The organism is Collinsella sp. An7 (assembly GCF_002159335.1).
Lineage (GTDB): Bacteria > Actinomycetota > Coriobacteriia > Coriobacteriales > Coriobacteriaceae > Coprousia.
Genome location: NZ_NFHP01000003.1, coordinates 232134 through 254911, shown reverse-complemented (window position 1 = coordinate 254911; position 22778 = coordinate 232134). Strand labels below are relative to the sequence as shown.

At 66.6% G+C, this 22778-nt stretch carries 40 protein-coding genes; 38 read left to right on the top strand and 2 right to left on the bottom strand.

Annotation, left to right across the window (positions count from 1 at the left end):
• Positions 1–2: 2 nt before the first annotated feature.
• Together B5G20_RS05130 and B5G20_RS05125 are read right to left on the bottom strand one after the other, a co-directional pair.
• Entirely contained in the window at positions 3–923 is a 921-nt protein-coding gene (locus B5G20_RS05130; RefSeq protein WP_143750226.1) for a DUF2806 domain-containing protein, read from the bottom strand.
• Positions 911–1567: a S24 family peptidase gene (locus B5G20_RS05125; protein ID WP_087355670.1), complete on the bottom strand. Its 657-nt coding sequence runs from the start codon at positions 1565–1567 to the stop codon at positions 911–913. The genes B5G20_RS05130 and B5G20_RS05125 overlap by 13 nt, the downstream gene beginning before the upstream one ends.
• A 120-nt stretch (positions 1568–1687) precedes the next feature.
• Here B5G20_RS05125 and B5G20_RS05120 point away from each other — a divergent pair, with 120 nt between their 5' ends.
• The 38 genes from B5G20_RS05120 to B5G20_RS04935 all read left to right on the top strand — a co-directional run bounded on the left by B5G20_RS05120 (position 1688) and on the right by B5G20_RS04935 (position 22775).
• Positions 1688–2035 carry a hypothetical protein gene (locus tag B5G20_RS05120; protein ID WP_143750225.1) on the top strand — a complete coding sequence of 116 codons (348 nt, stop codon included), beginning with the start codon at positions 1688–1690 and terminating at the stop codon, positions 2033–2035.
• A 1269-nt stretch (positions 2036–3304) separates the two neighbouring features.
• Entirely contained in the window at positions 3305–3487 is a 183-nt protein-coding gene (locus tag B5G20_RS10150; RefSeq protein WP_143750224.1) for a hypothetical protein, read from the top strand.
• Positions 3484–3705, top strand: coding sequence for a hypothetical protein (locus B5G20_RS05115; RefSeq protein ID WP_087355666.1), 222 nt, complete (start codon positions 3484–3486; stop codon positions 3703–3705). Before B5G20_RS10150 ends, B5G20_RS05115 begins: the two co-directional genes overlap by 4 nt.
• A complete protein-coding gene (locus tag B5G20_RS05110) occupies positions 3695–3916 on the top strand; it encodes a hypothetical protein (RefSeq protein ID WP_087355664.1) in 222 nt (73 codons plus the stop codon). Before B5G20_RS05115 ends, B5G20_RS05110 begins: the two co-directional genes overlap by 11 nt.
• Positions 3916–4587 (top strand): hypothetical protein, encoded by a 672-nt coding sequence (locus tag B5G20_RS05105; protein WP_087355662.1) that lies wholly within the window; start codon positions 3916–3918, stop codon positions 4585–4587. Before B5G20_RS05110 ends, B5G20_RS05105 begins: the two co-directional genes overlap by 1 nt.
• Entirely contained in the window at positions 4571–5134 is a 564-nt protein-coding gene (locus tag B5G20_RS05100; protein WP_087355660.1) for a hypothetical protein, read from the top strand. Before B5G20_RS05105 ends, B5G20_RS05100 begins: the two co-directional genes overlap by 17 nt.
• 49 nt (positions 5135–5183) lie before the next feature.
• Positions 5184–5645, top strand: a complete 462-nt coding sequence (locus B5G20_RS05095; protein WP_143750222.1) for a hypothetical protein — start codon at positions 5184–5186, stop codon at positions 5643–5645.
• 505 nt (positions 5646–6150) lie between these two features.
• Entirely contained in the window at positions 6151–7116 is a 966-nt protein-coding gene (locus tag B5G20_RS05085) for a DnaB-like helicase C-terminal domain-containing protein (RefSeq protein ID WP_087355654.1), read from the top strand.
• Between the two features lie 42 nt (positions 7117–7158).
• Positions 7159–7326, top strand: coding sequence for a hypothetical protein (locus B5G20_RS10330; protein WP_158094394.1), 168 nt, complete (start codon positions 7159–7161; stop codon positions 7324–7326).
• A gap of 131 nt (positions 7327–7457) precedes the next feature.
• Complete coding sequence (locus tag B5G20_RS05080) at positions 7458–7691, top strand: hypothetical protein (protein ID WP_087355652.1); 234 nt, start codon at positions 7458–7460, stop codon at positions 7689–7691.
• A gap of 146 nt (positions 7692–7837) precedes the next feature.
• The gene (locus B5G20_RS05075; RefSeq protein ID WP_087355650.1) at positions 7838–8062 is read left to right on the top strand and encodes a hypothetical protein; all 225 of its coding nucleotides are present in this window, start codon (positions 7838–7840) and stop codon (positions 8060–8062) included.
• Positions 8063–8151: 89 nt separating this feature from the next.
• Complete coding sequence (locus tag B5G20_RS05070; protein ID WP_087355648.1) at positions 8152–8358, top strand: hypothetical protein; 207 nt, start codon at positions 8152–8154, stop codon at positions 8356–8358.
• 222 nt (positions 8359–8580) lie between these two features.
• The gene (locus B5G20_RS05060) at positions 8581–9585 is read left to right on the top strand and encodes a hypothetical protein (RefSeq protein ID WP_087355644.1); all 1005 of its coding nucleotides are present in this window, start codon (positions 8581–8583) and stop codon (positions 9583–9585) included.
• Positions 9585–9950: a Lar family restriction alleviation protein gene (locus tag B5G20_RS05055; RefSeq protein ID WP_087355642.1), complete on the top strand. Its 366-nt coding sequence runs from the start codon at positions 9585–9587 to the stop codon at positions 9948–9950. Before B5G20_RS05060 ends, B5G20_RS05055 begins: the two co-directional genes overlap by 1 nt.
• A 2-nt stretch (positions 9951–9952) precedes the next feature.
• Positions 9953–10216 (top strand): hypothetical protein, encoded by a 264-nt coding sequence (locus tag B5G20_RS05050; protein WP_087355640.1) that lies wholly within the window; start codon positions 9953–9955, stop codon positions 10214–10216.
• A complete protein-coding gene (locus tag B5G20_RS05045; RefSeq protein WP_087355637.1) occupies positions 10216–10437 on the top strand; it encodes a hypothetical protein in 222 nt (73 codons plus the stop codon). The genes B5G20_RS05050 and B5G20_RS05045 overlap by 1 nt, the downstream gene beginning before the upstream one ends.
• The gene (locus tag B5G20_RS05040; protein ID WP_087355635.1) at positions 10437–10805 is read left to right on the top strand and encodes a Lar family restriction alleviation protein; all 369 of its coding nucleotides are present in this window, start codon (positions 10437–10439) and stop codon (positions 10803–10805) included. The genes B5G20_RS05045 and B5G20_RS05040 overlap by 1 nt, the downstream gene beginning before the upstream one ends.
• Complete coding sequence (locus B5G20_RS05035; protein WP_087355633.1) at positions 10792–11121, top strand: hypothetical protein; 330 nt, start codon at positions 10792–10794, stop codon at positions 11119–11121. The genes B5G20_RS05040 and B5G20_RS05035 overlap by 14 nt, the downstream gene beginning before the upstream one ends.
• Positions 11118–11465, top strand: a complete 348-nt coding sequence (locus B5G20_RS05030; RefSeq protein WP_087355631.1) for a hypothetical protein — start codon at positions 11118–11120, stop codon at positions 11463–11465. The genes B5G20_RS05035 and B5G20_RS05030 overlap by 4 nt, the downstream gene beginning before the upstream one ends.
• A gap of 114 nt (positions 11466–11579) precedes the next feature.
• Positions 11580–12047: a hypothetical protein gene (locus tag B5G20_RS05025; RefSeq protein WP_143750221.1), complete on the top strand. Its 468-nt coding sequence runs from the start codon at positions 11580–11582 to the stop codon at positions 12045–12047.
• A gap of 282 nt (positions 12048–12329) precedes the next feature.
• Entirely contained in the window at positions 12330–12740 is a 411-nt protein-coding gene (locus tag B5G20_RS10465; RefSeq protein ID WP_204207653.1) for a hypothetical protein, read from the top strand.
• Positions 12741–12878: 138 nt separating this feature from the next.
• Positions 12879–13094 carry a hypothetical protein gene (locus B5G20_RS05015; protein ID WP_204207652.1) on the top strand — a complete coding sequence of 72 codons (216 nt, stop codon included), beginning with the start codon at positions 12879–12881 and terminating at the stop codon, positions 13092–13094.
• On the top strand, positions 13091–14515 hold the full coding sequence (locus tag B5G20_RS05010; RefSeq protein WP_087355624.1) for a terminase family protein: 1425 nt from the start codon (positions 13091–13093) through the stop codon (positions 14513–14515). Before B5G20_RS05015 ends, B5G20_RS05010 begins: the two co-directional genes overlap by 4 nt.
• Positions 14515–15327: a hypothetical protein gene (locus B5G20_RS05005; RefSeq protein WP_087355622.1), complete on the top strand. Its 813-nt coding sequence runs from the start codon at positions 14515–14517 to the stop codon at positions 15325–15327. The genes B5G20_RS05010 and B5G20_RS05005 overlap by 1 nt, the downstream gene beginning before the upstream one ends.
• Positions 15327–16763 (top strand): phage portal protein, encoded by a 1437-nt coding sequence (locus B5G20_RS05000; RefSeq protein WP_087355620.1) that lies wholly within the window; start codon positions 15327–15329, stop codon positions 16761–16763. The genes B5G20_RS05005 and B5G20_RS05000 overlap by 1 nt, the downstream gene beginning before the upstream one ends.
• Complete coding sequence (locus B5G20_RS04995; protein WP_087355619.1) at positions 16763–16942, top strand: hypothetical protein; 180 nt, start codon at positions 16763–16765, stop codon at positions 16940–16942. Before B5G20_RS05000 ends, B5G20_RS04995 begins: the two co-directional genes overlap by 1 nt.
• Positions 16943–16945: 3 nt before the next feature.
• Positions 16946–17743, top strand: coding sequence for a hypothetical protein (locus B5G20_RS04990; RefSeq protein WP_087355617.1), 798 nt, complete (start codon positions 16946–16948; stop codon positions 17741–17743).
• A gap of 208 nt (positions 17744–17951) precedes the next feature.
• A complete protein-coding gene (locus tag B5G20_RS04985; protein ID WP_087355615.1) occupies positions 17952–18446 on the top strand; it encodes a hypothetical protein in 495 nt (164 codons plus the stop codon).
• 12 nt (positions 18447–18458) lie between these two features.
• Positions 18459–19358, top strand: a complete 900-nt coding sequence (locus B5G20_RS04980) for a phage major capsid protein (protein ID WP_087355613.1) — start codon at positions 18459–18461, stop codon at positions 19356–19358.
• 2 nt (positions 19359–19360) lie between these two features.
• On the top strand, positions 19361–19669 hold the full coding sequence (locus B5G20_RS04975) for a hypothetical protein (protein WP_087355611.1): 309 nt from the start codon (positions 19361–19363) through the stop codon (positions 19667–19669).
• Positions 19666–20091, top strand: coding sequence for a hypothetical protein (locus B5G20_RS04970; protein ID WP_087355609.1), 426 nt, complete (start codon positions 19666–19668; stop codon positions 20089–20091). Before B5G20_RS04975 ends, B5G20_RS04970 begins: the two co-directional genes overlap by 4 nt.
• A gap of 10 nt (positions 20092–20101) precedes the next feature.
• Entirely contained in the window at positions 20102–20503 is a 402-nt protein-coding gene (locus tag B5G20_RS04965; protein WP_087355607.1) for a hypothetical protein, read from the top strand.
• A complete protein-coding gene (locus tag B5G20_RS04960) occupies positions 20497–20856 on the top strand; it encodes a hypothetical protein (RefSeq protein WP_087355605.1) in 360 nt (119 codons plus the stop codon). The genes B5G20_RS04965 and B5G20_RS04960 overlap by 7 nt, the downstream gene beginning before the upstream one ends.
• The gene (locus B5G20_RS04955) at positions 20849–21127 is read left to right on the top strand and encodes a hypothetical protein (protein WP_087355603.1); all 279 of its coding nucleotides are present in this window, start codon (positions 20849–20851) and stop codon (positions 21125–21127) included. The genes B5G20_RS04960 and B5G20_RS04955 overlap by 8 nt, the downstream gene beginning before the upstream one ends.
• Before the next feature lie 4 nt (positions 21128–21131).
• Positions 21132–21482 carry a DUF3168 domain-containing protein gene (locus B5G20_RS04950; RefSeq protein WP_087355601.1) on the top strand — a complete coding sequence of 117 codons (351 nt, stop codon included), beginning with the start codon at positions 21132–21134 and terminating at the stop codon, positions 21480–21482.
• Between the two features lie 14 nt (positions 21483–21496).
• Positions 21497–22078, top strand: coding sequence for a hypothetical protein (locus tag B5G20_RS04945; RefSeq protein ID WP_087355599.1), 582 nt, complete (start codon positions 21497–21499; stop codon positions 22076–22078).
• Between the two features lie 2 nt (positions 22079–22080).
• Positions 22081–22386: a hypothetical protein gene (locus B5G20_RS04940; RefSeq protein ID WP_087355597.1), complete on the top strand. Its 306-nt coding sequence runs from the start codon at positions 22081–22083 to the stop codon at positions 22384–22386.
• 119 nt (positions 22387–22505) lie between these two features.
• Positions 22506–22775 (top strand): hypothetical protein, encoded by a 270-nt coding sequence (locus B5G20_RS04935; protein WP_087355595.1) that lies wholly within the window; start codon positions 22506–22508, stop codon positions 22773–22775.
• The last annotated feature ends 3 nt before the right edge of the window (positions 22776–22778 follow it).

The following is a 22778-nucleotide window of genomic DNA, read 5'->3' as shown; positions in this document are numbered from 1 at the left end:
GATTAACGGGAATGGTCTGTCCACTCAATAGCGAGACCTGCACGGGTAACGACCTTATCAATGGCTTCTTTGAGTCTGTTAAACGTACCGATTTCGCAGAGCGACGCAAGCTCCATTCCCTCCTGCAGGTACCTCATGTGCGAGAAAACAAATGCCTTGCAATCTTCATTGGGATTGGTTATCACAGCTGATCTATCGTCAAGCTCCAATGTGTATGAGGTCTTTCCAGGAAGCCCCTGGCTCGTCCAGGTGGAAGTTGTGATGAGTCCGATAGCGGCGAGGTCGTCTAAATCGGTGATTGAAAGAAGTTCGCCGTTAAAGGTGTCACCGCCCAACACGTCGTCTGCTAGAACAGCAAACAGCGTCTTTACTCCGCGCGATTTCACATAAATCGATGTGGAGCACAGATTCGCGAACAGCGATGCCTCGTGTGCGCTCATGTCGGCGAGGACTGACATCGTGCGCTTGGAGTACGAGCCGGGCTGGTCCAGCTCACCTGCGAGTAGCTTTCCCCATATCACGCACATCTCGTTATCCGTCTGCTCAGCCGCGCCGTCTGACCATCTGATGAACCAGCCGTGGTCAATCCCGCTCGCATCGTAGTCGCTGCCTACCATCTCTTGTGCAAATGAAAGGCAGCTTGAAAGGTTTTCCGACTTGCTGAACTCGTTTGCGAGCCTCATGCACATGCCGGTTGTCGCGCTCTCTGAAAAGCCCATTTTTCTGCATCGCCTGACTGTCTCCTCCATCGCGTCGAGAAGCACATCGTTCGCGCTCGCGATGCCGCGCGCCTCGCTCGCTATGGCAAGGCCCGGTCGAATCCTGCACAGCGAGTCGATGAACTTGCTCGAACCTGACAGGACATGGCTGCCGGCCTCGACGATCCCCTTGATATCCTCCGGCCCGCACATCAGAAGCTCCAATCGAACGGCACGCAGTACCACACCACGCGGCCGATGACCGTGATGACCTCGGTCCCCTCAACGCCGTAGTCGTACACGACCGGCTTGTAGGTGGGGTCGGTCGAGTCCGGGACGAGCTTGAACCCGTTGGCGAGCGCTCTCACGCGCTTCACCGTGGCGTCGTACCCGTTCACGCACACGGCGTACGGCTCGCCGTCGTACTCGATGGTCTCGCACGGGTCGACGAGCGCCATGCAGCCGTTCGGGAGCACGCGGTTCATCGACTCGCCCTTGATGCGGAGCAGGAAGGCCTTCGGGTACCGGGCGTGCATCTCCGAGGGGATGGGGAAGGTGTCCTCGATCTCTATCATCTCTATCGGGGTGCCTGCTGCGATGGACCCGTAGAGGGGGCAGTCGAAGAACTGGTTGGCTGTCTGGCTCTTGAGCTTTAACTCGCGAAAGTCATCGTCAAGCCTTGCTGTTTCCCAGTCGATATTAAGTTCTCGATATATCTTGTCGGTCAGCTCTGTGCGCGTGTTCGCAAGGCCGCGATCAAGGGCGCTGTAAATAGACGTGGCAGGGATGCCAATTACATCTGAGAACTTAGAGACGCTTCCGTAGCTGGATTTGATTAGGCGTCTAACGGCTTCTTCGAGTGTCTCCACGATGGCCTCCTTCCGAAGCTTCGTACAATCATTCTATCCAATTCTAATTTCTCGTGAATATCGTATTTACAAACTACGAAAGCTCGTATATATTGTTCCCAACAACACGATATTTCGTGATTGGAGGTGAAGATGGCCTATCAAAACATCAAAGCCGAACTCAAGAGGTGCGGCGTTAGCTATGCAAAGGTTTCCGAGTTGCTCGATATGTCCGTGAACAACGTCTCCTTGAAGATGAACGAGCGCATTCCGCTGACGGTCAGCGAAGCGAAGAAGATTCGGGATGCGTTTTTCCCGGACGCGAGCCTCGAATACCTGCTCGAATCCGATGGCGACCTGCCTACTGAGCGCGAGGAACGGCTTTCCAACCTCAATGCGATCGAGGACGTTTTCGACGAGGTCGGCGTTCCTCCGGTGTTCTACAAGACGCTCGCCGAGATGCGAGCGGAGGTGGAGGAGGGCGAGTAGCGCCGCAGCGGGGAGATAGGAGGTAAACGCTTGATAAGCACGCTTTGGATTCTGCTGGGCATCGCGATATTTGTTCTCCACTCGGTTACCGGTGAAGAACAAAGTGTCACCTATTGCGCGATGCTCCTGTGCTTCTGCCTCTCGTACCTGGTTGACGTCAGAAACATGCTGAGGCGCGAGAGTTAGGCACATCCTTTTCAGCACCTTGACAACCGGATACGCGATGGGATGGCACCGGGGCTCCGGCTGTTGCGGCAGCCATCGCCCCGGCACCGGGCCCTTCTCCCTCCACCTGCACTTGCCGGCGGGCGTCCCGTTCGGGTCGCCCCCTTCGGCCGTGCGGCCTCCGATGCGCTCCCGCGCAGCCGGTTCGACGCCGCTCCGCAACGCGGCCTTCGGTGAGTCGCCTTCGAGCTGCCCGGGCTCGCGCGGCGCTACCCGTTACGGAGGGACCGCGTCCTCAAAACTGCCTTCAAAAGAGACCTCCAATCTCCGGCAATCAATCGGACGCCTTGATTCTACGGCACGAAGCCACCCCATCGCGTATCCGGTTGGATGAACGGCACCTTGACAATCCACCGGCACGTGGCGCGGCAGGAACGGCGCGCCGCCGGGCGGAGCAATACGCCGTCGCCGTAGCGCGGAAGCGCGCCGGTTCGGACGGCATGAGCGCCCGAGGAGGGCGCGAGTGGACGGGCGACGCGCCCGCCTGCGGAACGACCGGATACGTCCGGCGGTGAGGCGTGAGAGCCGATACATCCACGTCAGACACGGGCCGGTGGGAGGCCGGCGAAATCACACGGACCGTCGCCCCGGGCGCACACGTAAAGGGCGAAGAAGAGCTAGCCCATGGCTTACCGAGGCATCACCAGGAGCCCATCACCGCCGGGAGGGCCGCGCCCTCTCCTTTCAACGGCCCGCACGCACCGCGCTGAGCGTGCGCGCCCGGAGGGGCGGTCCGTCGCATCTACAAGAGAAAAGCCCTCGCGGATGCCTGCAAGCTGCCCGCGAGAGCCCGACCAGAAGGAGGTCATGGATGATTGTACCAGCAGAGGAATGGAGCTGCCATGGGGTCGCCGAGGGTGCCCTTGACCGTCTCGCACGCGCTGTACGAGGCGTGCCTGGAGGCGATGGCGGACCCCGAGCTCATGAAGGAGTACGTGGAGTGGAGGCGGGCAAGGTCGTGCGCTACGCGGCCCTCGCCCTCCTCGCCGCCGCGCTCTGGCGGGTCGGCATCTGGCTCAGCTGGGGACTCTGGGCGGTGACGAGGTGACGCCGGAGCGCAACCCCTCCACCGGGCGCTGGGAGCTGCCCGTGCCCGTCGAGGGGTGCACGTACGACGCCGCCCACGGCGTGAGGATACGGATACCGGTCCCCGTGGGGCCGGATGCCACCTACCGCGAGGCGGTTGAGGCCGCCCGGCGCATGGTGGCGGGAGAGGAGAGCAGATGAAAAAGGTGTACGTGGTGACCTCGGCAAGCTACCGCCCGGCGGTGGCCTTCGAGGACCCGGAGCGCGCCGAGCTGGTGCGCAAGATGTGCGACGGCTCCGTCGACGAGATCGACGTGCTCGACGCCGGGCCGAGCCTCCGCGAGGTGCTGGGGGTTATGGACTTGTCGCCCGTGGACGAGCCCGACGGCGACGGGGAGGACGGCGACGATGGGCTATAGCGGCTGGCGCTTCTCCTGCGACCGGGGCACCCTCGAGCGGTGCGCCGGGGCGCTGGAGATACGCGCTAAGGAGATAACGGACGGAGACCCGGGCGGCTCCACCTACCTCATGGGCGCCGCCGCGTCGCTGCGCGCCATCGTGGCCGACGGGGATGGCATCGACCCGGCGGAGTTCGTCGGGCAGGTCATGAGCAGGGCGGGGGTGGAGTGATGGGCGTGTGCGTCATCGTCCTCGGCAAATCTGGAAGCGGAAAGAGCACGTCGCTGCGCAACTTCGAGCCGGGCGAGGTCGGCATCCTGAACGTCATGGGCAAGCCGCTGCCATTCCGCAAGAAGCTGGACTCCACCAACACGCAGGACTACCGCACCATCAGGGCGTGCATCACGAGCGGAAAGCGCCGCGCGTGGGTGGTCGACGACGCCGGGTACCTCATGAGCCTCGAGAACTTCGCTCGGGCCCGCGAGACCGGCTACGGAAAATTCACGGACATGGCCGTCAACTTCCAAGAGCTCATCAAGAGCGCCACGGTGCTCGCTCCGGAGGACTGCATCACCTACCTCTTTATGCACCCAGAGCTGGACGCCAACGGCCACGAGAAGATTCGCACCGTTGGGCGCATGCTCGATGAGAAGTTCGGCATCGAGGGCGCCGTGCCCGTCCTCATCGACTGCGAGGTGCGCGACGGAAGGCACGTCTTCGTCACCGAGAACGATGGCGCCAACATGGCGAAGGCCCCGATGGGGATGCTCCCCGGGACCATGGACAACGACCTCAAGGAGGTCGACCGGCTCATTCGCGAGTACTGGGGCATGGCGCCCCTCACCGACGATGCCGCGAAGAAGCGCGGCGGGAAGGAACGCAAGGATGAAGGCAAACGCTAACTGGGACAGCATCACCGCGTCGAACGGTGGCGGCGGCATCCTGCCGGAGGGCGGGTACGCCGTGCGCATCGACGCGGTGGAGGACCACACCGACGAGGCGAAGCCGTATCTCGCGCTCGTCTACAACCCCTACCTCGCAGACGAGGGCCGGTTCTTCTACGGCCCCGACGCGCAGGACTGGCAGCGCACCATCAAGCTCTACCTGACCAGCGACTTCGGCTGGCAGCGCTACAAGATGCTGGTCGAGTGCATCGAGCAGAGCGAGGGCAACGCGGGCTTCCGCTACGACGCGAGCCGCGACGGCGCCGAGCAGACGCTCGCCGGCAAGTGGGTCGGCATGGTCCTCCGCCACCGGCTCTACACCGGGCAGCGCGGGAACGCCAAGGGCAAGGACCGCACCGCCGTCGACTTGCAGCACATCTGCACGGTGCAGGCCATCAAGGAGGGCGACTTTCCCGCCCCACAGACCAAGGACGACCGAGACGCCAAGGCCGCTCCCATCACCGACGCCGAGCTGTCCACCTATTCCGAGGACATCCCCTTCTAGCGGCGCGGTCATCTACGAAGACACGAGGCAGCAGCGCGGGCGGCACGCCGTGAAGCACTCATGGTGGGCCGCCCACGGCGTCGCGGTGGAACGGCGAAAGCTCGATACGGGCGACTACTGGGCCGAGGGCTCGCGCTACCTCGTGGACACCAAGAGGGACGTGCAGGAGCTCGCGGGCAACGTCGGGCGCGACCACGACCGGTTCGTGCGGGAGCTGGACCGGGCCACGGCGGACGGCAAGGTGCTGGTCATCCTCGTGGAGGAGCACCCGGAGTACGAGCGGCCGGAGCTCATCGAGACGTGGGTGAGCGGGGTGTGCCGCCGGTGCCGGCGCTGCAACCCGCTCACCGACGAGTGCCGCGCCAAGCGCCGCAAGCCGATGAACGGCCCGCAGCTCCGCAAGATTCTGGACGCGCTGCACGAGCGGCACGGCGCGCGGTTCATGTTCTGCGACCGGCGCGAGACCGCCCGGATCGTGAGCGACCTGCTGGGGGTGAGATACGAACAGTGAGCAGGCAGACGCGCTTCGCGCGGGCGTTCGAGCCGTGGATAGCCGAGTGGGCCGAGGCCGGTCTCTCCGGCACGCAGGAGCGCGTCATGCTGCTCCTCGCGGCGAACATGGAGCGCAACAGCAAGGGCCAGTTCGAGTCGTGTCGGCCCCGCACAGAGATGGCCGAGATATTGGGCGTGAGCGAGTTTACCGTGCGCGACGCAATCCAAGCGCTACGACGTAAAGGGATGATTGTGAAATCGGGCTACTCTCATCGCGGAAAGGCCCAGAAGTACATCTTGATGCCGCGCGGTAAAGGGTATCCGCCCAGACAACCCATTAATGAGAAAGGGTCGGCTGAGGCACTTAGAAAGGGTAGTGTCTCGCACTCCCAAAGGGTAAGTGCCTCAGCCAACCCCACTAGATTACTAGAGGGCGCTTGTGCCGCCCCCTCTAGCGAGGGGCGGCCCAGCGCCGAGAGATTCGACTACGGCGCGATGAGCGCCGAGATCGCAAGGAGGATAGTGTGAAGGCGCACGAGTCGATGATGCGTCCCGCGCCCGCCTTCTGGAACGTCGGCGAGAAGATGGGCGACTACCTCAGCGCCTACACCAGCTCGAAGCAGCCCGTCCCGTCGACAATCCCCGAGCTGGACCGCATGCTGCACGGGGGCTTCCGCCCCGGCGTGCACTTCATCGGCGGGACCACGGGCGCTGGCAAGAGCGCCTTCTGCCTGTGGCTCGCCGAAAGGATGGCCCAGTCGACGGACCCGGACACGGGGCGGCCAACCGGCGTGACGTACGTATCTCTGGAGCTCGGGATGCCCGAGGTGCGCGCCCGCATGGGCTCGCGGCTCTCCTACGTGCTCGACGGGCTGGAGCCGTGGCACTGGGCGGACTTCGAGGAGCTCGGGCGCAAGCAGGCGGCGGCGATAGCCGACGGGACGTACGAGCCGGCGAACGACCCGGTGTACTCGGCGGACATCGAGCTGATGGTCCGCTGCCCGAACCTGCGCATCGTGGACGCCATCAGCGACGGGAACGCGAGCAACCTCGTGTACATCTGCGAGGAGATACGGAGCACCGGTGCCCACGGCGGTCGCGTGCTCTTCCTCGACTACCTTCAGTGCATCGACGCGCTTCCGGGGCAGGACGAGACCGAGGCGCTGCGCGACTCCGTGCGCGCCGTCAACCTCGCCGCCATCCGGGCGGGCGTGGCGGTGGTGGCCATCAGCGCCATATCGCGCGCGAAGGGTAGCGAGATGCGCAAGGGCAAGTCCGGCGACAACCCGGGCGCCGACATCTTTCGCGGCTCGTCGTGGATCGAGTACACCGGCCTCACGGCCTTCGCGCTGGTCAGGCGCGACGACTCCGTGCAGCGCGGGGAGTTCGCCGACGTGGAGCTGTGGCCGGTCAAGAACCGGCGCGGGACGTGCGACGGGCCGGTGCGGCTCGCGTACAACGGAGCTTACGGCGAGTTCGGGTTCGCCTGATTTTATGCAGAAAAACGTATGAAAACCGAATAGGAGGTCCATATGGACAAGAAGGACTCGCGCCTGGTGGCCTGCGGCTGCCTCGTGCCGGTGGCGGCGGTCTCCGCGTCGCTCGCCGTCGGGATAATCCACGGGGCGGGCTACGGCCTCATGGCGCTCGCCGGGTCGGCGCTGCTCGCGGCGGCCCTGATGCTTAGGGGGAGCCGGTGAGGTGGTACGACTGGGCGCTGCTCATCGCCGTGCTCGCCGGGATGCTGCTCGCGGGCTACGTCGTCGGCTACGCGCACGGGTTCTTCGTCGGATGGATGGGGGTGTGACCCGCGACGGTGGAGGAGAACACGATGGGCAAGTACGGCCCGGAGGCGCTTCTCGGCGTGCCGGCGCGCGAGATGGACGAGTACCGCTACGGCGACGGCCGACCGATGGAGCGGGGGCACATGGTCTACGTGCCGGACGAGGGTACGGGCATGACGTACCTGATCGCCGGGTGGGCCAAGGGCGGACGGGTGCTCCTGCGCCCGCTGCTCGGCGGTCCCGCGCGGGCTGTGGAGGCCGAGCGCGTGTCGAGGTCGTGACACGCCGAATACGGCATTTTACGGCTCGCCACGGTATTGGGACCCCGCACGACTGTTAAAACGGCTTCTAGGGGCATCACGATGCCCGAGAGGGGCAAGAATGATTATCGGACTTTACACAGCAGACGCGATCGGGGAGGTCCCCGATGTATGAGGACCGCACCGGGCGGCGCAACTCCTCCGGGGCGCCCGACCCGACGTACGCCGAGGCCGCGAGGCGCGCCGAGCGCGCGGCGGCGAGGGACCGGCTGCGCAGGTGCCGGGGCGCCATCCTGTCGCTCGCCAAGCTCGACGGCATGCGGGTCTCGGGCGGGTGGCTGCGCGCGCAGGGTCTCCGCAGCGCTCGCGGTCATGACGGGCGCCGTCGATGACGGGGACCTGTCTAAAGTCGCCGCCCGCGCGGCGGTCGCGTGGGACGGGTCGTGCGGCCGGTGGCTGGCGAGGACCGGGGAGGCGCCCCGTGGAGAGGGCTGACGGGGTCCTCTACGCGGTGTACCGGGGCGACGAGCTGCTCGTCCTTGGGACGCTCCGCGAGTGCGCCGAGCGTCTGGGCGTCAGCGAGAAGACGGTCAGGTGGCTGTCGTACCCAGCGGCCCACAGGAGGGCCGAGCGAAAGCCGGGGACGATGGTCGCCGAGAAGGTCGATGCGGAGGAGTTGGACGCGTGACGGAGCGCGAGGACGAGAGGGGGAGCTACAGGTGACGGACTACGACATGGACCTCTACGCGCCGTACGACGACGCTGTGGAGGGGCAGGCCCGGGTGTGCCTGCGATGCCGGTGGTACGAGCCCTGCCCATGCGGGCGGTGCGGGTACGGTATGTGCACCGGGCCGTTCGGCGACAGGGAGTACGCAAACGAGGAAGACCATTGCGATGAGTGGGAGGAAGCATGAGCGACATGCACGACCCCTACGAGGACCAGCTCGCGGCGGCCCGCTACCGGGCGGAGCGCGACCAGGCGCGGCAGGAGCTCGCCAGGCTCAAGGACCGCTCGCGCGACACTACCATGAGCGCCTACGACCTGCTGCCCGAGGAGGAGCGCGAGGCGCTGCGGTGGGTGCGCGGGCACGGCGGGCTCGACGAGGTGCGCAGGGATTTCCAAGACGCCTACAACCGACGATCTGAGCTGTGTGCCGCGCTCGGCATCGACCCCGACACCGGGTGGAGCGACGCGATGGCCGAGCTGGACCGCCGCCTCATGCCCGAGGGCATGGAGTGGCTGGTCGAGTCGTGGCCGAGGTTCGAGGACGGCGAGCCGGTGCGATTCCTAGACGATTTCGAGCGCTACGGTGACGAGAATTGCGTCAGTGTCGTGATCATGTACTCAGACGGCAGCTTCGCGCTTAACTTACGCGCCTACTCGAAGGGCGAGCGCGTCAATCGCCCCGCGCATGAGATGGTTGATGTAAACGCGGATGCGGTTCGTGTTGGTGACAAGGTTTATGACGTTGACACCGGAGAGGGACCTTATGAAGTGTACGAGATTTCTGATGGAGTCGCTTACTTGCGAGGCAACGACACCCCTTGCTATCTGCGGCCTGAGCGGATAACCCACCGCGCCCCCGTCCTCGCGGCGGACGGCAGGCCGCTGCGCGAGGGGGAGACGGTGTGGGACACCAAAGGCAATGGCCCTTACATCATAGATGCAATTGAGGGCGATGGAGTAGCCCGCATCAAAGGCAATGACCTCGACTATTTCGGAGCCGACTTCACCCACGAGCGCCCCGAAAGCTGGGGGCAGCTAGAGGAGGACGCTAGGAGCATCGCCCGTGACATAGCGTGGAACCTGGGCAACTGGTCCCCGAGCGACTTCGAGAACGGTGGCGACGACGTCCAGGCGCGCGTGTTGGACCTCGTGCGCCGCGCCAAGGCGCTGGCGGGGGTGAGCGAGTGATGAGCAAGACGATCGAGCTGCCAGACGGAACGCCACACACCTTCACCGACGCGGAGCTTGAGAGGGGCGAGGCCATGATGGCCCGACTCCGGGAGGTAGAGGCGGCGCTCGTTGACGACACCGGGCAGACGGCCTACTCGGAGCAGCTTCTCCCGTGCCCGTTCTGCGGCGGTCGTGCGTGGATCCAGTACTGGCCGTACCCCGACGACATGGGGTACGAGGCCCGCGTGGTGTGCGGAGGCTGCCACGTCTCCACGTCGAGGGACTACCAGAGCGGACGCACGACCTACCTGCCGACCGGCGAGGACATCACGCGGCTGCTAGCCATCGAGAAGGCGATTCAGACCTGGAACAGGAGGGCTTAGGAATGAGCATGTACCATTTCAGCGACACCGAGGCCGTCGAGCACGACGTGAACACCGTGCCAGACTCCGGCGACTTCGAGCGCGTCGAGATTGACGGCCAGTGGTACGTCCCTGAGCGCACGTGCCGAATCAAGCTCAGCAAGACAAGCGTATGGCATTGCGACGGCTGCGGCCAGACGATTGACGGTAACTGCTTTGCAGACAACGGGGGCAGGCTTACCGAGTATCGCTACTGCCCGAACTGCGGAGCGAGGGTGAGCGAGTGATGGGCCGCCGGTACAACGCGTTCTACGACCCTCGCGCCGACGGCGTTGCGTGGAAGGCTCACGAGCTGTTCATGGCCGGGGAGACGGCGCAGGACGTGGCACGCGCCCTCAACATCTCCGTGCCAGCCGTCTACAAGGCCGTCGCCCTCGTCGCGCGCAACCCTCTACCGTTCCGTGAGAGGTGGGGGCGCGTGCAGGTGACGGAAGAGAGGGGGAAGTGATGTTCGACTGGCTCATGCCCGGCATACCGCGCACCGTCGCCGACGAGCCCGACATGGGGACGGTGCGCCGCATCCGAGAGAGCGTCATGTCTGACACGGGGCAGGCGGTCGAGAGCGACCTGCTGCTCCCGTGCCCGTTCTGTGGCGGAGTCCCATACGTGCAGGTCAACGATCTGAGCGAGACGTGCGTGGGGGCGCGCGTCGTGTGCGGGTCGTGCCACGCGTCCACGGTGCACGAGTACCAGTGCTGGCGCGTCTGGCACGGCGATGACGAGCTGACGCGCACGCTGGCGGTCGGGCGCGCCATATCGAGCTGGAACCGCCGCGAGGGGCGGAACGACGAGAGGGGGCGCTATGGCGACAGATGACGAGAGGCGGCGCGTGGCGGAGAGGCTGAGGGCGACTGCTAAGTGGCTCGGTGGCAACATGGATGCCCATGAGTTCGCGCACTATGGGGCCGACGCCATAGACCCGGACAACGAGATAGCGAGATGGGACGAAATGACGTATCGTCTCGCCGACCTCATAGAGCCGTCTTGCGACCGCGAGGCGCTGCTGGAGCTGGCGGGCGAGCTTGAGGGGGATGCGTGCTGGGAGGTCCAGTCTCCGGGAGTTGACAACTACGCATGGATGCTTAAGGACGTGTGCGAGCGCATCCGCGAGGCACTGGGGGTGGAATCATGAAGTACAGGAAGAAGCCTGTCGTTGTCGAGGCTTTCGTGACAGAGGAGCCCACGGACATCGAGACGCTCGAGGGCGTCATGCACGCGAGTGCCGGCGACTACATCATCACGGGGGTCGAGGGCGAGCGGTACCCGTGCAAGCCGGACATCTTTGCGAGGACGTACGAGCCAGCGGACGCCTGCACCGTGTCGCCCGACCGCGACGCGCTGTTGGCGCTGGCGGACGAGATTGAGGACAACGACCTGACCTACTGCGTTTCCACGCAGTACGTGCTCGACAGCTACGCCCGCCGCATACGCGAGGCGTGCGGCGAAGCCGGGGTGAAGCCCGGAGGCCGATCGTGACGGAGGCCCCGTGCGCCAGGACGGCGTGCGGGGCTTTTTTCACGACCATGCATCATGCGCATAACACAAGTCCGGTATGCGCACATGTTATAATCGCAGCTAGACCATGTGGAGGTGGTGACCATTACGGCACGCGAGTACTTCGAGGCCGCGTCGGCGGCGCAGCGGCACATCGACGGTCGGCTCGCCGCGATCCGGGCCATGCGCGAGCGGGAGGGCGCGAGGGCGCAGTCGTACGAGGCGATCGGGCGCGGCGGCGGAGCGTCGGACCCCATGCGCGCCACGGACGCCCGCATCGACGCCGAGGCGCGCGCCCGCTCTGAGCTCGCCGAGTACGAGCGCGCGGTGGAGGACGCCCGCGCCGTGTGCGCCGGCGTGCGCGCCGCCAACCCCAACCACCCGTCGTGGGGCGACGTGCTGGAGCTGCGCTACCTCGACCTCTACGAGTGGGACCGCATCGGCCGCGCGCTCGGAGTCACGGGCTCTGGGGCACGGCAGGCGCACAGGCAGGCGCTCGAGTGGGTCGACTCGGTGGGGCTCGCCGCCGCGCGCGAGGGCTGCGGTCAGGCCGCGCTGTTCTGATATGATGCGAACCGGATTGCCCTCGGCGATGCGTCGCCGGGGGCTTTTTTCATGTCGCGACCGCGCGCGATAGACAGCGATAGACAGTCATAGACAGTCGCAGACACATTTAGACGCATATAGACGGCCCGTGCGCCCGCATTCCGTGCCACTATATTGTCAGCGAAAGCGGCGCGGAACCGACACCACCTCCCCGGGCCAGCGCCGCAGTCGCCGAACGTGAGGGGCCGCCGATGCGCGGCCCTTTTTTCATTCCCCACCAACCAGTGGAGGGGGCGGCGCATGGCCAAGCCAAAGCCGAACCCGCGCAGATCGTACCGGCGCGACGTCCTGTGGAAGCGCGTGCGCGCGCTCGGTCAGCCGTGTTGGATATGCGGACTCCCCATCCCGCTCGACGCCCCGGCCGGCACCCCGCTCGCCTTCGAGCTCGACGAGCTGCTGCCCGTCAGCAAGGGCGGCGACCCGGCGGACATGGCCAACACCGCGCCCGCCCACCGGTGCTGCAACCAGTGGCGCAGCGACCGCAGCGTGTCCGCCGTCGGGCGCATCCGCGATGAGGTGCGCCGCAGGTTCGGCCCGTGGCCGTCAGCGCTGGCGTTCTGCGAGGGCGCGAGAGCCGTCTCACGGGGCGCGAAGGGCAAGTCGGCGCAAGTACCCGTGCGCCATCCCAAGCGGCGCTCTGGCGCGCTCTGAGAGGCCCAGGGGGGCACCCCCTCCCATGGGGTCGACCCGACGCCCGCGGGCATAGTCAGAAAACAGAGGCACCCCGACTCCACAGGCCGCCACGTGCGGCCTTTTTCGTTTCCACAGGTAGAGAGGCCGGTGATTCACGTGAGCGTTCTTGAGGCCGTGCGCACGAACGACCGCAGGACGGCGCTGGTGGCCCTGCGCGACGCCGTGGCCGAGACCATCGACGCCAAGGACAGCGCGCGCGACATCGCAGCCCTTTCCAAGCGCCTCATGGAGGTCATGGCTGAGATAGACGCGCTGCCCGACCACGAGGCCGAGACCGACCCGGTGGAGGCCGCGCGGAAGCGGCGCTCGTGAGGCGCGGGCGCCAGACGCCCACCTTCGAGGTGGTCGGGGCATACGACCGCACCGACGGCCCGGAGGCGGTCGCGCTCTTCGCCCGCTACGGCGTGAGCTTCATCCCGGCGCAGGCGTACGAGATGGATCTGTACCTCGCGAAGAACGAGCTGGGCGAGGCCGAGGCCATCAACATCGGCCTGTCGCGCCCACGCCAGAACGGCAAGAGCTTCGCGGCGCGCTACTACGCGCTGTGGGCGGCGTTCATCGAGGGCCGTAACGTCCTGTACTCCGCGCACCACGCTGGCACCGTGCGTAAGATGTTCAAGTTCATGTGCGACTTCATCGCGGCCAACCGCGACTTCTCCACCAAGCTCAAGCCGCACGGCGGCGTCTACAAGGCGCAGGGCGCCGAGGGGATATACCTCGCCGACGGCCACCTCATCGAGTTCTCCACGCGCACCAACTCGGGCGCGCGCGGAGGCACCTACGATGTCATCGTCGTGGACGAGGCGCAGGAGCTCACCGCCGAGCAGCGCGACGCCCTCATGCCGACCACCATCGCCGGCGACTCCGGAGACCCGCAGGTCATCTACATCGGAACGCCGCCGAATCAGAAGTGCCCCGGCACCGTCTTCCGCGACATGCACGACCGCGCCCACGCCAGTGAGCTCGGCGAGGACTGGTGGCTGGAGTGGGCGGCTGGCGAGGTTGGAGACCCGCTCGACGCGGAGCGCTGGTACGAGTGCAACCCGATGATGGGCTATCGCATCAAGGAGCGCTCCATGCGCTCGGCGGCGCAGTCGCTCGTGCGCGAGCCGGACAGCTTCGCCCGCGAGTACCTGGGCTGGTGGGACGCCTCCACCGCTGCGGTGGAGCACGTCATTTCGGAGAAGGCGTGGGCGCTCTGCGAGACCGACGAGCCGCCCGAGCCGCGCGTCACGTGCGCGGGCGTGAAGTTCGGCCCCGACCGAGCGACGCTGGCCTACTGCCTGCGCCCCGCCGAGGGCGCGGCCTACGTGGAGTGGGTGGACACCCGCCCGCTCTCCGAGGGCGTCGGCTGGGTGGCCGCGTGGCTGGACGCGCGCCGCGACAAGGTGGCCACGGTGGCCATCGACGGCGGCAGCACGGCGGCGCTCACCACGAGGCTCGCGGACATCGGCTTCCCCAAGCGCGCCGTCGTGGTGGCGGGCCCGCGCGACATGGCCAAGGCCGTGTCCATGCTCACCAACGCCGTTGCCGAGCGCGACCTCGCGCACTACGGTCAGGAGGAGCTGACCGCCTCCGCGACCCTCACCGCCCGCCGCCGCATCGGGCAGGACGGCGTGGGCTTCGAGGACGCTGGCGGCGCGGACGCGACCCTCATAGAGGCCTGCGCGCTCGCGCTGTGGCAGGCGAGGACAACGAAGAGACGACCCGGACGCAAGGCGGTGGTGTACTGATGGGACGTGGCGGAGTGACCTCGCAGCAGCGCGAGCTGTTCGAGGACTACGATGGCTTCGTGGAGAAGTTCAAGCCGAAGAAGACCACGGACGACTGCTACACGCCGGACGAGATATACGAGGTCGTGGCGGAGTGGGTGGCCGAGAGGTACGGAGTGCGGCGCTCCGACATGGTGCGCCCGTTCTGGCCCGGCGGCGACTACGAGTCGTTCGACTACCCAGACGGGTGCTGCGTGGTGGACAACCCGCCGTTCTCTATGCTCGCCAAGATTCAGCGCTTCTACCTCGACGAGGGTATCCCGTTCTTTCTCTTCGCACCCTCGCTCACGTGCCTGAGCGGCGTGTCCGTCTGCATGGACGTCTGCCACGTCGTGTGCGATGCGAACATAACCTACGAGAACGGCGCGGTGGTTCCCACCTCATTCGTCACCAACATGGGCGGGGACGTGGTGGCAGAGAGCGAGCCGGAGCTGTCGGACCGCATCAACGAGGCGAACGACAGGCTGCTCAAGGCCAAGTCGAGGAAGCTGCCGAAGTACGAGTACCCCGACGAGGTGTTGACCGCCGCGAAGCTCCAGTGGATGGCGCGGCACCACACCCGCCTCGTCGTGCGTCGCGGCGACTGCTGCCGCATCTCCAGGCTCGACGCCAATCCGCGCGGAATCTACGGGGGTGGGCTGCTCCTAAGCGAGCGGGCAGCAGCCGAGAGGGCAGCAGCCGAACGGGCCGCAGCCGAACGGGCGCGCGCCCACGTGTGGGAGCTGAGCGACCGCGAGCGGGCCATCGTCTCGATGCTTGGGGGTGACAGCTGATGGAGCAACCGAACACCTGGCATCGCGGCGCGCCGCCGTCGCATCGCCTGAAGCACGACAGCCGCGCGATCGTCTCGGCTCTCGTGCTCGATGGAGACGAGTTCGGCATCGCCGATGAGGTGGACGAGCTGCTCTCCATTTGGGCGAGCCACCTCGCCAAGAACCAGCTTCGCCGCCGCTACTACGACGGCGAGAACGTCCTCAAGGACCTGGGCATCTCAATCCCGCCGTCGCTGCGAAACATCGAGACCGTGGTGGGATGGCCCAAGAAGGCCGTCTCCGCGATGGCGTCGCGCAGCCGCTTCGACGGCTTCACCGTGGGTGACGAGGCGCTGTCCGCGCAGGTCGACCAGCTCGTGCGACGCTGCAACCTGAAGCGCAAGTACAAGCAGGCGTGCGAGAGCGAGCTCATCGCGGGCTGCGACTTTGTGACGCTCTCCAAGGGCGATGTGGGCGAGCCGCCGGTCATTGTCGTGACGCACAGCGCCGAGGACGGCGCGGCCAAGTGGTCGGAGCGGCTGGGCCGCATCTCGTCCGGCCTCGTCATCATGCACTACGACGACTCGGGCGCGCCCGACGAGCTGGCGCTCTACACCGACGAGGCTACCTACCACGTCGACGGGCGCGACGCGATCACGGTGGCGCGCATGGCGCACCGCATGGGCAGACCGCTCATGGAGGCGCTGGCCTACAACCCGACCGAGAGCCAGCCGCTCGGCCAGTCGCGCATTACCCGCGCCGTGCGATTCATCACGGACAGCGGCGTGCGAGAGGCCCTGCGCACGGAGATTTCGGCGGAGTTCTTCACGAGCCCTCAGAAGTACCTTCTCGGCGTGGACTCAGACCCCTTTGAGAACCGCACGCGCTGGGAGGCGTACATCGGCAACATCTTCACCGTCTCCCAGACCGAGGACGGCTCTACGCCGACCTTCGGCCAGCTCTCGCAGGGCTCCATGCAGCCGCACACCGACTACATGCGGGCGTTGGCCGCCCGATTCTCCGGCGAGACGAATGTCCCCGTGTCGCAGCTCGGCGTCATCCACGACAACCCGTCGAGCGCCGAGGCCATTACGCAGGCAAACGAGCCGCTCATCATGGAGGTCACCGACCTCAACGAGGGCAACGGCGAGTCGCTGGTCACCATCGCCAAGATGGCGCTTGCCATCGCCAACGACGCGACGCTCGACACGTATGACGCGCTGCAAATCGCGGCCAACTTCAAGAACCCGCTCATGCCGTCCATCGCGAGCCAGGCCGACGCAATGGTGAAGATCGCCTCCGTCGTGCCCGAGTTCGCCGCCACCGAGGTCTTCTGGGAGCAGCTCGGATTCGGCGAGGACATGCGACAGAAGGTCGTGCAGCAGATGGGCGCGAACGCCAACCAGCGCGCCATCCTGTCGCTCATGGGCGGCGGCACGCAGGCGGTGACTCAGTGATGGACCTTTACACGCAGATGCTCCTCATGATGTTCGCACGCGACTGGTACAGCTACACCGCGAGCACCATCCGCGACGGCAGGAACGCGGACGTGCGCGACATGATGAAAGAACGCTCGCGCATCTGTGGCGACGAGTTCAAGCGGCTGCAACGCGACTTCTATGAGTTGAAGGAGTAGCCAATGGCCGTCACCATCCCGCGCGCGGCGGTGGACTTCCTGACCGAGGAAATCAACGGCATCAGCGCCGACGCGCAGTTCCGCGTGCTGGAGGCCCTGCAGGGCATCAACTGGACGCCCGAGAACATCGCGGAGTGCCGCGACCTCGTGCTGCAAATCCTCGCCACCGTCATGCCGACCTACACGACCATGGCCGCTCAGGCGTCCGCCGACTTATACGACGCCGCCCGCGAGCTGGTTCTGGGGGAGCGCCTTGGGGCCGTGGCCATCAGCGGGTACGACCCGCGCAAAACCGAGCGCGCGGTGCGCGGCTTCGTGCGCTTCGTCCTCGACGGGCGCGTGGAGACCTTCAATGATCAAGTCTTGCAGCGCATCGACTACGAGATGAAGCGAAGCGCGGGAGAGTCGATGTTCGCCAACGGCAGGCGCGACCCGCGCAAACCCAAGTTCGCTCGCGTGCCGACCGGCGACGAGACGTGCGATTTCTGCCTCATGCTGGCGTCACGCGGGTTCGTGTACTCATCCGAGGCCACAGCGGGCGCGGTCAAGCTCGACCATTACCATTCCGGCTGCAATTGCAGAGTGGTCTGCCAGTGGGGCGACGGCGGGGTGGAGGGATACGACACGAAGGCCATCAACGACCGCTGGCAGGATGCCGTCGACGCCCTCGCCGCCGAGCGCGCCGAGAGGCGCGGGACTACGGCTGATGAGGAGCGCGACAAGATTTTTAGAGGATACGCGAACAGCGCGAAGCACGCCAAGAAGGTCGCCCGCATGAGGACGGGCAAGCCCACGGCATAGCCGATCTAGCCCGTGGGCAGGCTGCACGGTCGACGGTCGCCGCATGACCGTAGGGGCGGAAGACACGCGACCCCGCCCGCCAATCTATGCGAAACCAGCCCCGCACGGGGCTCTTTTCATATCTGGCCGGGTGAGACTCCCGGCCTTTTTCATGCCGCGACCCCGCACGGGGTCAAGACGACGCCCGCACGGGCGGAAAGGGGGCCGCATGGCCGAAGGTACCGAGCCCGCCGCTACCGGTGGGGAGCAGCCGACCGTCGAGGAGCTGATGGCGCAGGTCGCATCGCTCACAGACGAGCGCGATAAGGCCATCGAGCAGAGCCGCAAGTGGGAGGGCCGGAGCAAGTCGAACGCCGACAAGGCGAAGCGATACGACGAGCTCGCCGCCCAGTCCATGACCGACGCCGAGAAGCTCGACGCCGCATCAAAGCGCGCCGAGGAGGCCGAGGCGAAGCTCGCCGCCTACGAGGCCGAGGCAAAGCGCGCCAAGGACGCCGCAGAGGTGTCCGAGGCGACGGGTGTCCCGGCATCGCTGCTCACCGAGACGGACCGCAAGGCGATGGAGGCGCAGGCCGCGTCGATCCTCGCCTTCGCGCAGGGGCAGCCGAGCGCTCCCATCTTCAAGGGCGACGGGAAGCGGCCCGGCCCAGCACCGAAGGACAAGAAGGACATCTTCTTCGACTTCATCGAATCCCAGATGTAGAGGAGTATACGAATGGCACTCAACACCACCAAGGTGGACGTAAACCGCACGACCACCGGCATCGTCCTCCCGAGCGAGATCAGCTCGGAGGTCATCGCTAAGACGCAGGAATCCTCCTTCGTCATGGCCAACGCTCGCCGCATGGTAATCCCCGGCCCTGGCATCACGCTCGACGTGATCGAGACCGACCCCAAGCCCGCGTGGGTGGACGAGACCGCCGAGAAGACGGTCAGCACCCCGACCTTCGGCTCGAAGAAGATCGTACCGTACAAGATGGCGGTCATCGTCCCGTTCAGCAACCAGTTCCGCCGCGACAAGGACACCCTTTACAACGCCGTCATCGAGCGCGTTCCCGGGACCCTCGCCGCGCTGTTCGACGCCACGGCCTTCGGCTTTCAGTCCGCGCCCGGCTCCAACTTCGACACGCTCTCCGGAGCGACCGCCGTCGACATCGAGGCCGACACCTACGACAAGCTCGTGACAGCGAAGACGACGGTCTCCACCGCAGGCGGCTCCGCGACCGCGTGGGTCTTCGCCCCGCAGGCCGAGAGCATCCTGCTCATGGCCAAGGACTCCTCGGGCCGTCCCATCTTCATCGACTCCCCGACCGACCAGGGCAGCGTGGGCCGTGTGCTCTCGCTCCCCGCGTACTACCGACAGGCCGCGTACAACGCCGGCTCCAGCGCCGCGAACACCATCGGCTTCGTGGGCGATTGGAACAAGGCCGTGTACGGCATCGTCGAGGACATCACGGTCGAGTACTCCAACCAGGCCACCATCAACGACGGAAACAAGCAGATCAACCTCTGGCAGCGCAACATGTTCGCGCTCCGCTGCGAGATGGAGGTCGGCTTCGCCGTCATGGACGAGGATTGCTTCGTGCGCCTCACCGACACCTATCCGAGGGGCTAGCCATGGCCCGCATGATAGCGCCCTACACGGGCGCTGAGGTCGACGTGCCGAGCGTGAGCGTGGAGCGCTGGCTCGCCCGCGGCTTCATCTCCGTCGATGAGGCGGGGGGAGTGGAGGCCGACGAGGCCGCATGCGAGCGAGCCGACGAGGACTACGCGGGGGCAAGTGGAGGCGAGGCGGGCGCCGAGCGCCCCGATGCAGGATCCACCATCACCGAGATTCGCGCGTACGCGGAGGCGCACGGCGTCTCGCTCCCGAAGAAGGCGAACAAGGCCGCGATGCTCGCGGCACTGGAGGAGGCGATGGCATGACCATCCGCAGCATGAAGTACACCGCGGACGAGCCCTCTAAGGGGCAGCACGTCGAGGAGGTGCACATCGAGGGCCTCCCGAGCGGAGGCTCGACTCCCGGCGCTAACTCAATCACCACGGCCATGCTCCAGGCTAACTCCGTGACGAACGAGAAGATCGCGGACGGGACCATCCAGGCCGCGAAGCTCGCATCCGGCGTAATCCCGACGCTGCCCGGCAATGCTTCCACGGCCGTGGAGGGCGTCGTGAAGATGGCTTCCGCCGTGGCGGACGTGGCGGCTGCTAACGCGACCTCCACGTCAAGCGCGGAGACCGTCAATCCGACCGAGTTCTCCGCCGTCGTGACGCTGGTCAACGAGTGCAAGACGAAGCTGAACGCCCTGCTCGCTGCCGAGCGCACGGCGGGCCAGCTCTCGAACTAGGGCGGATGGCATGGAGCCCTTCGCCACCGTCGAGGAATACGAGGCGCGCTACGGCGAGGTGGAGGACGCCGAGCGGGTGACCACCCTGCTCGGCGACGCCTCGGCCTTCGTCGCGGACTACCCGGGGCTCCGCCTGCTCGCGCCCGAGGACGCGGGATACGAGCTCCAGCGGGCGAACCTCACCCGCACCGCGTGCGCCGTGGTCCACCGCTCGCTCAGCGCGGGCGACCTCGCGGGCCTGTCGAGCTACAGCCAGGGGGGAGTGGGCTACACGGCGAGCGTGTCCGTGGCCAACCCCACGGAGGACTTCTACCTGACCGCCTCGGAGCGCCGCGCGCTCGGCATCCGTGGCGGCGCGGTGTCCTCCATCCGCCCCGCCATTCACGACCGGGCTGGTGAGGCCATATGGTGAGGCTCGACCACCTGCCGCAGCTGCTCACCGGCGAGACGGTGACGGTGCTCACGCCTACGGTCTCCTACGACGCGCACGGCGATCGGTCCGTGGCGTGGGCGGACACCGAGGTGGGTAACGTCCTCGTCGCGCCGAGTTCCACCGCAGACGTGGAGGACACCACGCGGCCCGACGGCACGCGCGCATCCTTCACGCTCGGTTTCCCCAAGACCTTCACCGCGTCGCTGCGCGGGTGCCACGTCATCGTGCGCGGCGTCGAGTGCGCCGTGGTGGGCGACCCGCAGCCGTACACGGCCGCGAACGTCCCCGGCGCGTGGAACTACACGGCGGAGGTGGAGCGCGTCAATGGCTAGCGGAATCAGGGTGAAGATCAACAGCGCCGGCGCGCGGGCGCTCCTGACGGACCCCTCCGTCGCTGCGGACATCATGGCCCGCGCCGAGCGCATCGCGGCGAGCGCGCGTGCCAAGGCATCGCCGGACGATATGGTCAACGAGCCGTTCACCGCCGTGGAGTCGTCCACCAAGGGGAGGGCGATGGCCCGCGTGGTCTCCTCGTCGCCCCACGGCGTCCGGTCGCAGAACAAGCGCAACACGCTCCTGAAGAGCATCGACGCGGGGAGGTGAGCGCATGGACGCCGAGCGCGCATGCGTGGACTACCTGAACGCCTGCTGCGTCGGGGCGCCCGCCTACTACGACGTTCCCGACCCGAGGCCATCGACCCTCGTGGTCGTGGAGCGGACCGGAGGCGGCGCGGGCGAGGGTCCGACTTCGCGGCCCGTCCTCGACATCCAGTGCTGGGCGGGCAGCCGTCGCGATGCGGCGCTTCTCGCGCAGTCGGTCGGTGACGCTTTGGCGGACATGCCCGGGGCGGTCGAGAACGTGGCGCACGCCTCAGTCGCATCGACGTTCCGCGACCGCGACCTTGAATCAGGCTCGCCGCGATACCACCTCGTGTGCGAGCTCTACGCAAACGAATAGGAGGATACGCCGACATGGTTACCACCAAGAACAACAGCAAGAACGCGTCGTACGCGAAGTTCAAGAAGGGGTCGTACTTCTTCATCGCGCCGTACGGCACCACGCTCCCGACCGACAACAAGACCGAGCTCGACACCGCCTTCAAGAACATGGGGTTCATGGGGGACGGCGGTTTCACGTTCTCCAACTCCAGCTCCACCAACACCGGGCGCGACGCCAACGGCGACGCGATCGCCACGTCCGCCGGCGAGGTGGAGAAGACCATGCAGTGCGTCTTCCGCGAGCTCAAGGCCGACGGACTCAAGGTCGTGTACGGACAGGACAACGTCACCGATGCGGAAGGCGTGCTCACCGTCCACGACAAGGGCCCGAACGCCGAGGTCTACTCCGCCGTCATCGAGGCGCTGCTCGCCGACGGCCGCAAGGACCGCAAGGTGATCCCGCAGGTCGTCCCCAACCAGCTCGGCAACGAGACCATGAGCTACACCGAGCTCGTGGGCAAGGACATGACCTTCGCGGTGCTGCTCGACGCCGGGCTCGGCGACTACTACGTCGACTACATCGACAGCACCGAGACCTCCGCTGGCGGTGAATAGCGATGGCGGCTAGGAAGACGGCCCCCAAGGGCACAACCGTCGAGGTGGACGGCATCTCCGTGGGGGTCGCCGTGGACCCCGCCGACGACTACGAGATCGCCGAGTGCTCCACCGTGATCTACGACCCGGCGTCGACGCCCGCCGAGCGGTCGCGCGCCATCGTGCGCCAGAACCGCCTCGTGCTGGGCGACGCGCACGACCGCGTCATGGCGGAGCTGCGCGGGCGCAACGGCGGCCGCCTGCCCATCTCGGCGGTGACCGCGTTCGTCAACTCCGTCATCGAGGCGGTGGCGGAGCTAAAAAACTAGCGAGGCTCGGCGCTCTCATCGCCCTCCGCGACAGCGAGCTGCGCGCCGACTTCCGACGCTTCTACGGGGTATCGGTGGACGACATAGGCGGGCGCGTCTCGTGGAGGGACGCGTCCGCCATGGCCGCGCACCTTCCCTCGGACAGCGCCGTGGCGCGCGCCGAGGGCGACGGGTGGAGCGAGGCGGAGCGCCTCATCGCCGCGGCGGCCGACGCGTGCGCCGTCGTCTGGTGGCAGCGCACCGACCGCTCGCTGCCCGGCAACGCCGAGCCGCCGCGCGTCATGAGCCCGCGCGAGCGGGAGCGCGAGGCCGAGGGCCGCACCGAGTACACATCCGACGAAATGGACGAGATAGCCGAGCTACTCGGCATCCCCGAGGACAGGAGGTAGCGC